Source organism: Pseudomonas sp. D4002 (assembly GCF_013385665.1).
In the GTDB taxonomy this organism is placed as follows: Bacteria; Pseudomonadota; Gammaproteobacteria; order Pseudomonadales; family Pseudomonadaceae; genus Aquipseudomonas.
Genome location: NZ_JACAPN010000025.1, coordinates 123,911 through 138,714, shown reverse-complemented (window position 1 = coordinate 138,714; position 14,804 = coordinate 123,911). Strand labels below are relative to the sequence as shown.

The following is a 14,804-nucleotide window of genomic DNA, read 5'->3' as shown; positions in this document are numbered from 1 at the left end:
CGTCAATGAGACGATGAGGGCGTCTGCAACGCCCGCCACCGAGCCGGCGTCGTCCCCTCCCAGGAACGAAACGCACGATAAAACGAGTTGGTATCTTCATAGCCCACCAGGCACGCGATCTCGTCTATCTCAATCGACGGCTCGGTGAGCAGATGCCGCACCACTTCCTGGCGGGTTTCCAGCATCAGTTGCCTGAAACTGGTGCCGGCCTCGGTAATGCGCCGTTGCAACGTGCGTTCGCTCATGCCCAGCTCCCGCGCTACCTCGACCATCTCGGGGCGGCCACTGGCCAGGAAGCGCTTGAGGGTGATCTTGACCTGATGGCTGATGCTGGCCGGTGTCGAGGCCTCGGCAAGCGCTGCCACCAGGCCCGGGTTCAGCATTTCGAGCATTTGCGGGTTGTACCCCGGAAAAGATCGGTCCAGATCGGCGGCGTCCAGTATCAGCGCGTTGCGCCCGGCACCAAAACGCACGGAGCAACCGAAAAACTCGGCCAGTGCACGGCTGCCATCGTCCGGGCGAACCAGTTCGACCTGCAGGGGAGTGATCTGCGTCCGTGCTCCCCGTCGCCCCAATTCAACAAACGTCGCAAACGCCGCATCCACCAGCAGCGCAGGCGGTAATTCTGGCGTGTGCAACCAGTCGATGGTCACCGTACAGGTACGGCCATCCTCGCAAACCTGCAGGCGCTCGGGTGTGCACAATTGCTTGAAGCGGGCGAGGCGGTGCAGGCCATCGCGATAATCCCGGGCGATAAAAGCGGCAAAGCTGGAGGGTGGAAGCGCGGTGATATCCAGCCGCGTCACCAGTAATATCCCGACAGCCGGATCAGGATTAAGTATGCGCACCGCCTCCCACAAGCGAAAGAACTCCAGCGTCGTCACCTGCCGCCGGTCTCGCCGCTCGCGGATATGCAGGGTCATGGGCAAGCGTGCCTGACGCAACACCACCGACGGCTCCAGCCCGACGCTCTGCAGCGCCAGCCAGAACACATCCGGTATGTTGAAACGGGGTTGGGTCACGTCAGGCATGCGGCACCTTTTTCAAAAGCGTGAGATTAATCCGAGGCTGACACGCTGAGGTCATGCCACTTCTTATCCGACTCGGCCAAGTCTGCTGCTGCCCGGGCGGCGTATTGCACGGCATCGCTGCCGATCAGCAAGCGTAGCGGGGCGTCTTTGTTCAGTGCCAGCTCCAGCACGATTTCGGCAACCCGGTCCGGACCCGTCGGCAGGATGCCGGGGGAGTTGAGCAATTCAACCAGGGCGCCGACCGTTTGTTGGTAGGGCTCACTGATGGCCGGAATCGTCATGGAACTGCCCGACCAGTCCGTGCGCATGCCGCCCGGCTCCAGCACGGTCACCTGGATGCCCAGTGGTGTGACTTCCTGTGCCAGTACTGTGGAAAATCCACCGACTGCCCATTTCGCACTCTGATACGCGGCCAGGCCGGCCATGCCGATGCGGCCACCCAACGACGATACCTGGAAGATATGCCCACGGCCCTGGGCGCGCAGCACCGGCACCACGGCCTTGCTCACGTGCACCACACCATAGAAGTTGGTGCTGATCTGCGCGGAAAAATCCTCCAGCGTCACATCTTCCACCGACGCCAGGTCACCGTAGCCGGCGTTATTGACCACCACATCCAGGCGACCAAAATGTTTCACCGCGGCATCCACCGCTTCCAGCACCTGCTGGTTGTTGGTCACGTCCAGCGTGACCGGATAAATCGCCTCGCCGTAGTCGGCCACCAGGTCATCCAACTGCTTGGGATTGCGCGCGGTGGCAACCACACGATCACCGGCGCGCAGGGCGGCTACGGTAATCGAGCGGCCGAGGCCGCGGGAACTGCCGGTGATAAACCATATCCTGGACATTCGAACACCTCTTCGTTTGAGACTGCGGGAGTAACCTGTGAACGAATGATGGTCGACGGGCTTCTCTCATACACTAGCAAGAGGCCGCCAAGTGACTTGCATATCACGCCATTTATTCTGCGGCCAACCGTGCCGACAGGCTTTCGATAAACACCGTCTCCGCCCGGCTCATCTTCTGCTCACGGTTCCACAGCAGGTGGATATCCACGTCGGTAATCCCTTCGTCTGGCGGCAGGCGCCAGAGCAACCCATGCTTCACATCCTCGGCCACCACATGAATCGGCAGGCAGCCCAGGCCAAACCCGGCAATCACCAACCGCCGCACTTCCTCCAGGCTGGAGGACGACGCCACGATGCGCCCGCTGAAGCCCTGCTGGTCGCGAAAGATCGTCAACGGCGAGAGCATCCCGCCGATCTGGTCGCTGGTAAAACTCACGAAGTTCTCCGACTGCAAATCTCCCTCCGCCAGCCCGGTGCGTCCGAACAACGGGTGATGCCGCCCGCAAAAAAATGCATAACGCTGACGCAGGAACAGGTGCTGCTCCAGCCGTGGTTGCGGCCGGCGATTGAGGCTCAGGCCCAGCGTCGCGGTTTTCTCCAGCAGGGCGGCGACGATGTCAGAGCTGCGCATCACCTCAACGTCCAGGTCGACCCGGGGATGCTGGCGATGGAAGTCCGCCAGGAAGTCATCAAAGGTGTCCGAACTGATCCGGCTGATCATCAGCAACCGCACTTTGCCAAGCACCTCGTCGCCAGGCTTTTGCAGGGCGTTGCTCATCTGCGAGACCTGGCCATACATCTCGCCGGCGATCGCGAAAATCTGCTCGCCGGCTTCGGTCAGCACGAAGCGCGGGCCGCGCCGGGCGATCAACTGGCAGTCGAGCTGTTCTTCCAGGCGCTTGAGCGCCTGGCTGATGGCCGGCTGGGTGAGGTGCAGGCGGGCGGCGGCGCGACTGATGCTCAACTCCTGGCCGATCACCCGGAAGGTGCGCAACAGGTTCCAGTCCAGGCGGTCATTGAGCAGCGGATGAACATCGCGGCGATTTTCAGGCATGTCGACAGCTCGATAATAAGCAGGATTTATAATCGGAATAATAAATAGAAAATTGACTAATCATAGGGCCGAGACGAAAAATCACCCTCAACCAGCGCCATCAGAGCGCGTGCGCCAGACCTTTCTCCTGCCAAAAAAATAACCAAAGGAGCCAGCCCCATGAAGCCTTCCGCTTCGCCGCAGCCGCGCCGTGCCGCGGCCGCCGCTTTCATCGGCACCATGATCGAGTGGTACGACTTTTACATCTACGCCACCGCCGCCGCGCTGGTGTTCGGTCAATTGTTCTTCCCTTCCGACGACAAACTGTTCAGCACCATGGCCGCGTTCGGCACCTTTGCCGTGGGCTTTTTCGCCCGGCCATTGGGCGGCATTGTGTTTGGGCATATCGGTGACCGTATCGGTCGCAAGAAATCCCTGGTGATCACGCTGGTGATGATGGGCGTGGTCACCGTATGTATCGGCCTGTTGCCGACCTATGCGCAGATCGGCGTCGCGGCGCCGGTGTTGCTGGTGCTGCTGCGCATCGTGCAGGGCATCGCCGTTGGCGGCGAGTGGGGCGGGGCGGTGCTGATGGCCGGCGAACATGCACCCAAAGGCCGTCGCAATTTCTTTGCCTCCTTTGCACAGTTGGGCAGCCCGGCGGGTTTGATCCTGTCGTTGCTGGCCTTCAGTGCGGTAACCCGTTTGCCGGAAGCCGACCTGCTCAGTTGGGGCTGGCGCGTGCCGTTCCTGGCCAGTGCCTTGTTGTTGATCGTCGGCCTGGCGATCCGCCTGGGCGTCAACGAATCGCCTGAGTTCCTGGAAGACAAAGCCAAGGCAGAAAAGGCCCGGGCCATCACCGAGGATCAGGCCCCGGTCATCGAAGTGCTGAAAACGGCCTGGCGCCCGCTGCTGCTGTGCATCGGTGCCAACACCCTGGGGATTGCCGGGGTGTATTTCACCAACACCTTCATGATTGCCTACACCACCCAGCAACTTAACCTGCCGCGCTCGTTGATTCTGGAATGCCTGTTTGTCGTGGCCATCATCCAGTTCTGTGTCCAGCCGCTGGCGGCCTGGGTGGCGGAGAAGGTCGGTGCCACACGCTTTCTGTGTGCGATGAGCGTGCTTGCGATGGCCTCGCCTTATCCGATGTTCGTGCTTGTCAGCAGCGGCCAGGCGCCATTGATCATCCTCGGCATCGCCCTGGCCGTGGTGTGCATGGCCTCGTTTTATGCGGTGATTGCCGGCTTCGTCAGCGGCTTGTTCGAAACCCGCGTGCGCTACACCGCCATCTCCCTGGCCTACCAAGTGTGCGGCGCACTGGCCGGTGGCCTCACGCCGTTGATCGGCACCTGGCTGGCCCATGAATACCAGGGCCAGTGGTGGCCGATGGCAGTGTTCTACAGCGCGATCGCGGGGGTTTCGCTGGTGTGCGTACTTGCGTTGTCCCGGCGTCACGCCACCGCCCACCGTCTTGAAATGGCTTGAAGCGTTTGATTGGAGAATGTGTATGTTGAAGATTAATGGCGAGCGCCTGTGGGCCAGCCTGATGGCCATGGCCGAAATCGGCGCCACGGCCCGCGGTGGCAGTTGCCGCCTGGCGTTGAGCGCCGAAGACCAGGCGGGCCGCGCACTGTTCAGCCGCTGGTGTGAAGAGGCCGGGCTGACCCTGAGCGTCGATGCCATCGGCAACCTGTTCGCCCGCCGGGCTGGCACCGACCCTGAAGCTGCGCCGGTGATGATGGGCAGCCACCTCGACACCCAGCCGGAAGGCGGGCGCTTTGATGGCGTCTATGGTGTGCTGGCCGGACTGGAAGTGATCCGCAGCCTCGACGACCACGGCATCAAGACCCGCAAACCACTGGAAATCGCGGTATGGACCAACGAGGAGGGCGCCCGGTTTACCCCGGCCATGCTCGGCTCGGCGGTGTTCACTGGCACCTTGGCGTTGGATAACGCGCTGGCCACCCGGGATGTCGCCGGTGTCAGCGTGGCGGATGCGTTGCGCAGCACCGGCTACAACGGCCAGCGCCCATTGGGCGGCGCGGTGGATGCGTATTTTGAAGCGCACATCGAGCAAGGTCCTATTCTGGAAGACAACGCCAAGAGCATTGGCGTGGTCACCGGTGGGCAGGCGATTCGCTGGCTCGACGTGCGCGTGGAAGGCATGGCCGCCCATGCCGGGACCACGCCGATGCCACTACGCAAGGACGCCTTGTACGGCGCCGCGCAGATGATCCAGTCGCTGGAAAACCTGGCGGCTGATTTTGCGCCTGAGGGCCTCACGACCGTGGGTGAATTGAGCATCGCCAAGTCGTCGCGCAACACCATTCCCGGCCTGCTGAATTTTACCGTCGACCTGCGCCATCACCGCGACGCCGACATAGAAGCCATGGAGCAACAGGTGCGCACCCGCTTGCAGAATATCGCTGCCCAACGTGGTCTGAGCGTCACCGTCAGCCCGCACTGGATCAGCCCGGCGACACCGTTTGATGCCGAGTGTGTCGCCTGTGTGCAGTCCGCCGTGGATGCGTTGGGCTATGCCCAGCAATCGATTGTCAGCGGTGCTGGCCATGACGCCATCCACCTGGCGCGGTTCTGCCCCACGGCGATGGTGTTCATTCCGTGCGTGGGAGGCTTGAGTCATAACGAAGCCGAAGATGTGCTGCCCGAGGACGTTCGCCAGGGTACCGATGTATTGCTCAATGCCGTGTTGAAACGTGCCGGCCAGGCTAATTAATGAAACATTTCTGCAAGGTTGAACACGATCAAAATGTAGGAGCTGGCTTGCCTGCGATAGCGGTGGTTCAGGCAACAAATTTGTATCTGAGCCACCGCAATCGCAGGCAAGCCAGCTCCTACAGGTCCGGTGTTCAACCGCAGATGTGTGCCCATCAGGAGAAATCCCATGCGTACTTATTTCCACCCCGAACAACTCCTGCACCATCCTCGCAGCTACTACTCCCGTGGCCAGATGCGTACCCCGCAGGAAGTCCCGGAGCGCGCCCGCAATCTGCTGCTGGCCGCGCAAAACCTGGGCTTCGACATCCAGCAACCCCACGACCACGGCCTTGATCCACTGCTGGCTGTGCACGGTGCGGCCTACCTGGCCTTCCTCCAGGAAGCCCACCAGCGCTGGAAAGAAATCCCCGAAGACTGGGGCGACGAAGTCATGTCCAACATCTTCGTGCGCGAGCCCAACGCCCTGCGCGGCATCCTTGCCCAGGCGGCGCGCTACCTCGCCGACGGCAGTTGCCCGATTGGCGAACTCACCTGGCGCTCGGCCTATTGGTCCGCCCAAAGCGCCGTCGCTGCCGCCCGGGACATCCTCGACGGCGCACCCGCGGCCTACGCGCTGTGCCGCCCGCCAGGCCACCACGCGCGTTTTGATGCAGCCGGTGGGTTCTGCTATATCAACAACGCGGCGGTTGCGGCGCAGGCGTTGCGCGCGGGCTTCGAGCGCGTCGCCGTACTCGACACCGACATGCACCATGGGCAAGGCATCCAGGAGATTTTCTACGAGCGTGATGACGTGCTGTACGTGTCGATTCACGGCGACCCGACCAACTTCTATCCGGGTGTTGCAGGCTTTGCCGAAGAGCGCGGCGCTGCTGCGGGTGAAGGCTTCAACCTCAACCTGCCAATGGCGCATGGCGCGAGTGAGGCGGTGTTTTTCCAAAAGCTGGAACTGGCATTGAAGGCAGTGAAGGACTTCTCGGCGGACGTGCTGGTGTTGTCGCTGGGGTTCGATATCTACGAGCTGGATCCGCAAAGCAAAGTGGCGGTGACGCGGGAAGGATTTGCGCGGCTGGGGGAGTGCATTCGTGGATTGGGGTTGCCGTGTGTGATCGTGCAGGAGGGCGGGTATCACCTGGAAACGCTGGACAGTAATGCTCAGGCTTTTTTTGCAAGTGCGCAGGCGTGGTCAATGTAACCCGCTGAATAAAGCGCCCCGGACTGCCTTGGAAATACATTCAAGGCGCGTCCGACCCGTGGGCCTTTCACGTCGATAATTTATATCTCTTAACTTCTGGTCGACACCCCTAAAGTCCCGCCCTGACTGGCCGAAACTCTGTCATACGATGTCGTATGCCCATAATGAGAACAATCGCCATGTCGCTCCGCAGCCTGTCCATCGCCCGCCGTGCGGGTCTCGGTTTTGCCTTGATTGCCTTGCTCGTGGCGCTGTTGGGGTTCTTTGCGCTCTCGAACATGGCAAGCATCCGCGAAAGCGCCGTGCAGGTTGAAAGTGGCCTGGTGCCGAAAATGCGCATGGTCTCGGATATCCGCGAAATCATGCTGCGCATCCGCACTATTTCCCTGCGCATGGCCCTTGATCCCAATCCCGCGAGCCTCTCGCAATACCGTAGCCAGATGGACACCCGCAGCCAGGATCTGACGAAGAAACTGGCCGACCTGAATGCGGTGATTGATACCCCCGAGGTACGCAATCTTTATGATCAGTTCCAGGTCTCCCTGCGTCAGTATCAGCAAGGTCTCACTCAGTCATTCATCCTCGCCGACAAGCAGCAGACCGCCGAGCTGAACAAGTTGCTGCTGGTGGACATGAAGACCGTGGTCGACGGTTCCGGCAATCAGCTCAATGCCCTGGCCGACTATTACAACGCCCAGATAAACCTGCAGGGCCAGACGGCCGAGTTGCAGTACAGCCGCTCGCGCACGATGGTCTTCGGCTTCGTGCTGCTGGCCGCGTTGAGCACCGTGGCCCTGGCCTGGTTGCTGACGCGTAGCATTGTCGGCCCGCTCAGCCACGCGGTGCGCGCCGCAGAAAACGTCGCCCAAGGCGACCTGACGCAAACCGTTGAAGTGACCGGCGATGACGAAGTGACGCGCCTGCTGGTGGCGTTGCAGACCATGCAAGGCAGCCTGCGCAGTACCTTGCAGCTGATTCGCCAGTCGGCCGGGCAGATGGCCGCGTCGGCCACCGACCTCAACGGCATCACCGACCAGAGCAGCCGCAGCCTGCAAAAGCAGACCGCTGAAATCGAGCAAGCCGCCACCGCGGTCAACGAGATGACCTCGGCCGCCGATGAGGTGGCACGTAATGCAGTCTCCACTTCCGAATCCACCCGGCTCTCTAATGAAACGGCCCGCGATGGCCAGCAGCGCGTCGGCGAGACGGTCAGCGCGATTCAGGCGTTGAGTACCAACATCGGTGAAACCTCGAGCCTGGTGCAAAACCTCGCCGATCAATCGCGGGACATCGGCAAGGTGCTCGATGTGATTCGCTCCATCGCCGAGCAGACCAACCTGTTGGCCCTGAACGCCGCCATCGAGGCGGCGCGTGCCGGTGAGTCCGGGCGTGGCTTTGCCGTGGTGGCCGACGAAGTGCGTGCGCTGGCCCATCGCACCCAGCAATCGACCCTGGAAATCGACCAGATGGTCACCGCGATGCGCAGTGGCTCCAGCGAGGCACTGACCTCAATGCAATCGAGCACCCAGCGGGCCAGCGAAACCTTGATCCTGGCCGAAGGCGCCGGTGGAGCCTTGAGCCAGATCACCGACTCCATCGACCAGATTCACCAGCGCAACCTGGTCATCGCCAGCGCCGCCGAGGAGCAGGCGCAAGTGGCCAAGGAAGTGGATCGCAACATCGTCAACATTCGTGACCTGTCCGCGCAATCATCTTCGGGAGCAGGGCAGATCAACGGGTCGAGCCAAGAGCTGGCGCGCTTGGCCGTGTCGCTCAATGAGGCGGTGGCGCGGTTTCAGCTGTAACCGGGTCTAGTCGTGCCACGGATGGCACCAGCTCCAGGATCCGGTCACGACCCCCTTCGGCCACCAGGTACGTTCCCTTCGTCGTACGCACAATCGACTGTGGCGCCTTCAGGAAAGACAGAATCGTCTGCTGGCGTCCTTGCTTGTCGATCAACAACAAACGCGCGCGGTGGGTGGAATCCTCGTTGATCCATAACCCGCGTTCATCGCACATCAGGAAGGTGGGTTTGTTCAATTGGCTCAGTACCACTGGATCGCTACCGTCCTCGGTTAATTCGCGGACCACACCCTTCTTCTTTTCCGTGTAGAGCATGCGCCCATCGGTACAGCGAACGATCGACTCGCCTTCGCTGAGTTGGTCACGCACGACGCTCAAGGTCTTGTCGCTCCAGCGATAGCGCAGTATGCGGGCAGCTACCTTGCGGTCTTCGATGGCGTAAAGGAACTCGCCGTCGTCCCACAGCCCTTGCACGCTGTCGCCCTTGAACAGCTCGGTAACGACGCCGTCCTTGAGGAAACTGACCGGCGCGCCGTCCACTTCCTGGCTGAATACCCAACCGCCTTGAGTGGCGACCATCCCATCCGGTTTGGATAAATTTCCTACCACCTGTTCGCGTTTTCCGTCGGGCAAGATGCGCACGATACTGCCAAGGCTGTTGCTCAATTCCTGGCTGACCATCAGCGAACCGTCAAGCATTGGCATCAGCGACGCAGCCTTTTCCACATTGCGGTGGATCACTTGCACACTCCAGTTATTGGCAGCGCTGACCGGATAGAAACTTTGCCAGGCGAAGAAGCCCAGGGTGGCAAGGCAGAGCAACCCCAGTAGCCACAGACCCAGAAGAAGCGCGCGATAGAGAGGCGCTGGGTTGGAAGTCCTTTTTATTGTGTTATCCATTGAGTGCGCTGCCGGTAGGTAGTCGTGAATAGAAAAGATCTGAATATAAATTAATTGTCGTGGTCACCTGCAAGAGGGCTGCATATCGTGCCCCACCTGAAACGTCTCTGGGAATCACCTGATCCCTCTGGCAAGCCACTGGCGGTATAGCTTACGGGCGACTTCCATTCGCGCGATAAGGATAACCAGCCAGATCATCCCGCCCATCGAGAGCAAGGCGAACCACAGCAGGAGCCCGCGCTGTTCGCTCAAACCGTCGCGCACGTATTTACTGTAGTTTTTATCGATAAAAAATGAGCAGATGACGTCGAGCTTTTCTTCTGGCAGACCGGGAAGGATGAAGGCTTGCAGAGACCCTGATGACCGACATTGCTCAACAGTGAGCCTTGCGTCGGACCATATCCCGAACTTCACGTTTTCTTCGGAGAGGTAGAATGATGGCGACTCCGGAGAGTTTTTCAGTGACACCATCAAATACCCGGATTCAATCAAAGGTGGAGTGATCGCTACGCCTGCCAGCAGCACGATGGCCAACAAGAAACAGCAATTGGTCCTCCACTGCGCGAACCTTCTGGTGATGAAGCTCAAGGCAGTGAAGTCGCTCCAGTCAATGTAGCGCTTCACTCGACCGAAATCGCGTGGGGTGAATCCATTGTTGTACATCCACTCTTCAGCCGAGTCTGCATCCTGCAAGGTGTTTGCAGGAATGTTGAACTCATAGCGGTAGTACTCCAGCTCACGGAGGTCCTTGCGCATGCGTTCGAAACGTTCGGTTTCGAAGTGCGGCTGCCCACCAAAAAAACGCCAAATCCAGTCGCGCAGAAACAACAGAGAGCCGGAGCGTCGGTAGATGAAACAAAGCAGCCACACAACGGCGAGTAGAGTAACGATGCCGCTGAATGCAGGGAAATTTTCAACATACCAAGTCAGCGGTGTGCTTTTGGAGATTGGGGCGGTCATGGCTTAATCCTTAGTCATAACGAGTCGAACGCGCGATTCTAGGCAAACTGGGCAGAGGTGTCTTTGCTTCAGGAAAAACAGGAAGAAGCTGACTTGCACGTAGGAAGCCGGACAGCATCAAGAGGTCATTGAACTGAAACGCTTATACGGTGTGCAGATTCACGTAGACCTGCTGATCAAGGGTTTTGACGGTGCCAGCGAGCGTGTGAAGCTTGATGCCAGTTTTGCGACAATTGACGCCCTAATACCCGAGACCTATGATCAAGCCCAGCTCACTGAGCTGTTAGCAGAGGCAGGATTTTTGTATACGGCAGATACCGGAAAAACCCAGCCTGTTGCTGGGTTTTTTGCATCTGAGCGTTTTTCTCCCGCGACTACCCAACGGCCCACTCGATGATCATCAACTTCGACCTCAACGACCTCCAGGCCTTCCGCGCCGTCGTAGACAAGGGCAGTTTCCGTGCGGCGGCCGAAGCCATCCGTATCTCCCAGCCGGCCCTCAGCCGGCGTATCGAGAAGCTCGAATCCGCCCTCGACGTCAAACTCTTCGAACGCACCACGCGCCGGGTCAGCCTGACCATGGTCGGCCGCGCGTTCCTGCCGCAAGTCGAGCGCATGCTCGATGACCTGGACATCGCCCTGATGGGCATCAGCAACGTCGCCTCGACTCGCATGGGCAATGTCACCATCGCCTGTGTGCCGTCCACCGCGTACTACTTCATGCCCCACGTGATCTCCGAATTCCACAAGCTCTATCCGAAGATTCGCCTGCGGGTCCTGGACGCGAGTGCGGGTGAGGTGTGTGCGGCGGTGGAAAGTGGCGAGGCGGATTTCGGCGTGAGTTTCAGCGGCAGCCTGGCAGACGGGGTGGAGTTCGAGCTGCTGTTGCAGGAGCGTTATGTACTGGCCTGTCGCCGGGAGCATCCGCTGGCGGACCGCGCCAGTGTGACGTGGGCCGAGGCGTACGAGCACGACTACATCACCGTGGACAAGACCTCAGGCAACCGCTTCCTGCTGGACCAGGCCCTGCGCGGCGTGCGGGTGAAGAAACCAAGCATCTGCGAAACCCATCACGTGACGACCATGATCGGGCTGGTGGAGGCGGGGCTTGGGGTGGCGATGGTGCCGTCGATTGCGATGCCGGGCGGCGAACATCCGATTCTGACGAGCGTGCCGCTGGTGGAGCCGGAGGTGGTGCGCAACGTGGGGTTGATCAAGCGCCGCGGGCGTACGTTGACGCCGGCGGCACTGGAACTGGAGCGGTTGACGCGGGAGATGCCGTTCCGGTCAGTGTGAGACCGAATCCAGGCCGGTGGATTGCACCACCGGTTGCGCCTGGGGCGAGGCGAGGAATTGCAGAAGCTTTTTCGCCTGCGCGGGGTGCTGCGCATTTACCGGAATGCCGGCGGCAAAACGGGTGACGGACTGCACGTCTTCGGGGATCTTTCCGACGTAGGTCACGCCTGGAATCGGCAGCAGTTCGGACACCTGTTGCAAGCCCACTTCATAATCACCCTTGGCCACCTGTGAGGCCACCGGGATGCGTTCGATCATGGTGCCCTTGGACGGCATGCCGAGCTTCTTGAACAGTTCCTTTTCGACGTAGACGCCGCTGGCGCTGTCCGAGTACGCGACGGATTTGGCGTTGGTCAGTACCGTCTTCAGTTCGGCATCGGTGGCAATCGAGGGCTTGGCCGCGCCTTCCTTGACCACCAGGCCGATGCGCGAGTCCGCCAGTTCAACGCGGGACGCCTTGTCGACCTTGCCTTGCTTGATCAGCTCATCCAGTGCGTAGCCGACCATGATCACCACGTCGGCGTGTTCGCCACGGGCCAGGCGGTTGGGAATCGCTTCCGGCGCCTTGCCCATCGACGGGCCGAGGATGGTGTCGAGGGTGTCGCCGCTCTGGGTGGCGTATTGCGCACCCAGCACCTTGTAGGCAGCGGTGAAGCCGCCGGAGGTCATGACTTTCAGCTCTTCGGCGTGGGCGACCATCGCCAGGGAACCGATCGCCAGTACCGCCAGTGTTTTCAGCATGGGGTTCATCAGTGCGACTCCTCAGGCAACTTGCAGACGGGCGCTGGCGCGGCGATACAGCGCAAACGTCGCGCACAGGGCGCACAGCGCGGCGAACATCAGCCAGTAGGCGGGCGATGCCTTGTCGCCCGTCTCGTGGATAAACCAGGTGGAAATCGCCGGGGTAAAACCACCGAAGATCGCGGTCGCCAGGCTATAGGCCAGGGAGAAGCCCGCCACACGCACTTCCACCGGCATGATCTCGGTCAGGGCCGGGATCATGGCACCGTTGTACATGCCGTAGAGGAAGGAGAACCACAGCAGGGTTTCCAGCATGTGCGCGAAGCTTGGCGCATTGACCACGTAGGAAAGTGCCGGGTAAGCGGTCAGCACGGTCAAAGCAGTCATGGCGATCAGCACCGGCTTGCGGCCAAAACGGTCACTGAGGGTGCCACCGATGGGCAGCCAGATGAAGTTCGACACGGCCACCAGCAGGGTCACCAGCAGGGCGTCGGCGGTGGTCAGGTTGAGTACGGTTTTGCCGAAGGTGGGTGCGTACACGGTGATCAGGTAGAAGGCCGTGGTGGTCATCGCCACCATCATCATGCCGCCGATCACGATGGTCCAGTTCTTCACCAGGGTGGCCAGCACTTCGCGCATGGTCGGGCGATGCTTGCGGTTGGCGAACTCTTCGGTTTCCTGCAGGTTGCGGCGCAGGACGAAGATGAACGGGATGATCACGCAGCCGATGGCGAACGGAATGCGCCAGCCCCAATCGGCAACCACGGCTGGTTCCATCCACTGGTTCAGGCCATAACCCAGGGCGGCCGCGACCACGATGGAGATCTGCTGGCTACCCGATTGCCAGCTGGTATAGAAACCCTTGCGGCCCGGGGTGGCCATTTCGGCCAGGTACACCGACACGCCGCCCAGTTCGGCACCGGCCGAGAAACCTTGCAACAGCCGGCCCATCAGCACCAGCAGCGGTGCCCACAAACCAATGGTGTGATAGCCGGGCACCAGCACGATCAGCAGGGTGCCACTGGCCATGATCGCCAGGGTCACGATCAAGCCTTTGCGACGGCCCACATCATCGATGTACGCGCCGAGGATGATAGCCCCCAGCGGACGCATCAAAAAGCCCGCGCCGAACACGGCGAAGGTCATCATTAATGACGCAAATTCATTAGCGGCAGGGAAGAAGGCGGCGGCGATATAGGTGGCATAGAAACCGAACAGAAAGAAGTCGAACTGTTCGAGAAAGTTGCCGGAGGTGACGCGAAAGACCGCGCCGACTTTGGAGCGGGCAGAGTCAGGCCGTGAAGGGTTTTGCATTTTCTTGTGTCTCCAGCGTTCTTTTTAAAGTGCTTGTTTCGCTTAAGACCGCGGATAGTGGCTGACACATTTGGAAATGATAAGTGAGTTGTTTACATGTATTGATGCGTCGTGGTTATCAATTGCCGGATGCACACAAAACCGCTCCCTCATCTATGCTTGCCCAGTGTGTCCAATTCTTACGGATGGGAGGTGGGTATGAGCAACGAACAGAAGCAGCGCGAAGAGTTGGAGCAGGAGCGGGCGAGGAAGCTTCGCGAGGAAGAAAAGCCGCAGACCTGGAAGCATCCGGACGATGGCACGGAACTGTCCGAGCGTGACCAGGAGCGCCCGCTCAAGCCTTGAGTCCTTGTTTCCTGTAGGAGCGAGCTTGCTCGCGAAAAACCTGAGGGCGACGCGGGGCACCTGATTTCCCGCGTTATCGTTAACGACCTTCGCGAGCAAGCTCGCTCCTACAGTGTTTCTTCAGTTTTGAATCGGCGTACACAACTCCACCAGCGTCCCATCCGGGCACCGCACATACGACACCACCTGCCCCCAAGGCTTGGTGCTCGGCGCAGCAAGTTCTGTCGCACCCTCGGCCAGCGCTCTGGCATGAGCCTTTGACACATCCTTGGTAACAAACCCCAACTCCATCCCCAGCGGTTGCTGTGAAGCATGCGCCTCCACATGCCCGCCCTTGAAGTTCATCTCGCCCAACTCATGCGCTGCAAAAGAGAGGGTGGTATCACCGGTATCCAACTCGCCATAGGTCCCCGATTCATGCAGGAAACGGCGACTGAAGCCGAAGGCTTTTTCGAAGAATTGCAGGGATGCAGCGACGTCCGGGACGTAGACGATGGTGTAGGCAAATTTCATGGTTCAGCGGTCCTTGCTGGAGAAAGGGCTCATTAGAGTCAGCGTCGTGCATACCGTCAACGGGAAACTATTTGACATATTTG

The 14,804-nt window shown here is 60.3% G+C and carries 15 protein-coding genes and 1 pseudogene; 8 read left to right on the top strand and 8 right to left on the bottom strand.

The features are described from left to right. Positions 1-2: 2 nt before the first annotated feature. From HX824_RS19775 to HX824_RS19765, 3 genes are all read right to left on the bottom strand, one after another. On the bottom strand, positions 3-1,031 hold the full coding sequence (locus tag HX824_RS19775; RefSeq protein ID WP_102368299.1) for an AraC family transcriptional regulator: 1,029 nt from the start codon (positions 1,029-1,031) through the stop codon (positions 3-5). A gap of 26 nt (positions 1,032-1,057) precedes the next feature. Continuing rightward, positions 1,058-1,879 (bottom strand): SDR family NAD(P)-dependent oxidoreductase, encoded by an 822-nt coding sequence (locus HX824_RS19770; RefSeq protein WP_102368300.1) that lies wholly within the window; start codon positions 1,877-1,879, stop codon positions 1,058-1,060. A gap of 112 nt (positions 1,880-1,991) precedes the next feature. Then, entirely contained in the window at positions 1,992-2,933 is a 942-nt protein-coding gene (locus HX824_RS19765; protein WP_003211934.1) for a LysR family transcriptional regulator, read from the bottom strand. Between the two features lie 159 nt (positions 2,934-3,092). On the opposite strand from HX824_RS19765, the gene HX824_RS19760 reads away from it, so the two are divergent. From HX824_RS19760 to HX824_RS32985, 5 genes and pseudogenes are all read left to right on the top strand, one after another. Further along, complete coding sequence (locus HX824_RS19760; protein ID WP_008437874.1) at positions 3,093-4,403, top strand: MFS transporter; 1,311 nt, start codon at positions 3,093-3,095, stop codon at positions 4,401-4,403. A gap of 22 nt (positions 4,404-4,425) precedes the next feature. After that, a complete protein-coding gene (locus HX824_RS19755) occupies positions 4,426-5,655 on the top strand; it encodes a Zn-dependent hydrolase (protein ID WP_177054960.1) in 1,230 nt (409 codons plus the stop codon). Positions 5,656-5,823: 168 nt separating this feature from the next. Further along, the gene (locus HX824_RS19750) at positions 5,824-6,849 is read left to right on the top strand and encodes a histone deacetylase family protein (protein WP_177019689.1); all 1,026 of its coding nucleotides are present in this window, start codon (positions 5,824-5,826) and stop codon (positions 6,847-6,849) included. Positions 6,850-7,004: 155 nt separating this feature from the next. Further along, positions 7,005-7,796, top strand: a pseudogene (locus tag HX824_RS32990) (MCP four helix bundle domain-containing protein); the annotation flags it as partial. Next, entirely contained in the window at positions 7,791-8,654 is an 864-nt protein-coding gene (locus HX824_RS32985; protein WP_371316151.1) for a methyl-accepting chemotaxis protein, read from the top strand. The pseudogene HX824_RS32990 and the gene HX824_RS32985, both read left to right, overlap by 6 nt. On the opposite strand, the gene HX824_RS19740 is transcribed toward HX824_RS32985, so the two are convergent. Then, complete coding sequence (locus HX824_RS19740; protein ID WP_003211926.1) at positions 8,623-9,474, bottom strand: hypothetical protein; 852 nt, start codon at positions 9,472-9,474, stop codon at positions 8,623-8,625. The genes HX824_RS32985 and HX824_RS19740 overlap by 32 nt on opposite strands. A 192-nt stretch (positions 9,475-9,666) precedes the next feature. Next, positions 9,667-10,512, bottom strand: coding sequence for a DUF6216 family protein (locus HX824_RS19735; RefSeq protein ID WP_003211924.1), 846 nt, complete (start codon positions 10,510-10,512; stop codon positions 9,667-9,669). 151 nt (positions 10,513-10,663) lie between these two features. Here HX824_RS19735 and HX824_RS32645 point away from each other — a divergent pair, with 151 nt between their 5' ends. Together HX824_RS32645 and HX824_RS19725 are read left to right on the top strand one after the other, a co-directional pair. Further along, a complete protein-coding gene (locus HX824_RS32645; RefSeq protein WP_008437880.1) occupies positions 10,664-10,909 on the top strand; it encodes a hypothetical protein in 246 nt (81 codons plus the stop codon). After that, positions 10,906-11,808, top strand: a complete 903-nt coding sequence (locus tag HX824_RS19725; protein ID WP_008437881.1) for a LysR family transcriptional regulator — start codon at positions 10,906-10,908, stop codon at positions 11,806-11,808. The genes HX824_RS32645 and HX824_RS19725 overlap by 4 nt, the downstream gene beginning before the upstream one ends. Here the strand turns inward: HX824_RS19725 and HX824_RS19720 are convergent. Beyond that, complete coding sequence (locus HX824_RS19720; protein WP_087692592.1) at positions 11,800-12,558, bottom strand: substrate-binding domain-containing protein; 759 nt, start codon at positions 12,556-12,558, stop codon at positions 11,800-11,802. The genes HX824_RS19725 and HX824_RS19720 overlap by 9 nt on opposite strands. Positions 12,559-12,570: 12 nt before the next feature. Beyond that, positions 12,571-13,863: an MFS transporter gene (locus HX824_RS19715; protein ID WP_003211917.1), complete on the bottom strand. Its 1,293-nt coding sequence runs from the start codon at positions 13,861-13,863 to the stop codon at positions 12,571-12,573. Between the two features lie 198 nt (positions 13,864-14,061). Between HX824_RS19715 and HX824_RS19710 the strand changes: the two genes are divergently transcribed. Next, positions 14,062-14,208: a hypothetical protein gene (locus HX824_RS19710; RefSeq protein WP_166742144.1), complete on the top strand. Its 147-nt coding sequence runs from the start codon at positions 14,062-14,064 to the stop codon at positions 14,206-14,208. 120 nt (positions 14,209-14,328) lie between these two features. Here HX824_RS19710 and HX824_RS19705 read toward each other — a convergent pair whose 3' ends face one another. Next, positions 14,329-14,721 carry a VOC family protein gene (locus HX824_RS19705; RefSeq protein ID WP_177054958.1) on the bottom strand — a complete coding sequence of 131 codons (393 nt, stop codon included), beginning with the start codon at positions 14,719-14,721 and terminating at the stop codon, positions 14,329-14,331. Positions 14,722-14,804: the final 83 nt, after the last annotated feature.

Bases quoted from the DNA above. Each gene is read 5' to 3' on its own strand.
- HX824_RS19775 (WP_102368299.1), bottom strand. From the start codon at position 1,031: ATGCCTGACGTGACCCAACCCCGTTTCAACATACCGGATGTGTTCTGG.
- HX824_RS19770 (WP_102368300.1), bottom strand. From the start codon at position 1,879: ATGTCCAGGATATGGTTTATCACCGGCAGTTCCCGCGGCCTCGGCCGC.
- HX824_RS19765 (WP_003211934.1), bottom strand. From the start codon at position 2,933: ATGCCTGAAAATCGCCGCGATGTTCATCCGCTGCTCAATGACCGCCTG.
- HX824_RS19760 (WP_008437874.1), top strand. From the start codon at position 3,093: ATGAAGCCTTCCGCTTCGCCGCAGCCGCGCCGTGCCGCGGCCGCCGCT.
- HX824_RS19755 (WP_177054960.1), top strand. From the start codon at position 4,426: ATGTTGAAGATTAATGGCGAGCGCCTGTGGGCCAGCCTGATGGCCATG.
- HX824_RS19750 (WP_177019689.1), top strand. From the start codon at position 5,824: ATGCGTACTTATTTCCACCCCGAACAACTCCTGCACCATCCTCGCAGC.
- HX824_RS32985 (WP_371316151.1), top strand. From the start codon at position 7,791: ATGCAAGGCAGCCTGCGCAGTACCTTGCAGCTGATTCGCCAGTCGGCC.
- HX824_RS19735 (WP_003211924.1), bottom strand. From the start codon at position 10,512: ATGACCGCCCCAATCTCCAAAAGCACACCGCTGACTTGGTATGTTGAA.
- HX824_RS19725 (WP_008437881.1), top strand. From the start codon at position 10,906: ATGATCATCAACTTCGACCTCAACGACCTCCAGGCCTTCCGCGCCGTC.
- HX824_RS19720 (WP_087692592.1), bottom strand. From the start codon at position 12,558: ATGAACCCCATGCTGAAAACACTGGCGGTACTGGCGATCGGTTCCCTG.
- HX824_RS19715 (WP_003211917.1), bottom strand. From the start codon at position 13,863: ATGCAAAACCCTTCACGGCCTGACTCTGCCCGCTCCAAAGTCGGCGCG.
- HX824_RS19710 (WP_166742144.1), top strand. From the start codon at position 14,062: ATGAGCAACGAACAGAAGCAGCGCGAAGAGTTGGAGCAGGAGCGGGCG.
- HX824_RS19705 (WP_177054958.1), bottom strand. From the start codon at position 14,721: ATGAAATTTGCCTACACCATCGTCTACGTCCCGGACGTCGCTGCATCC.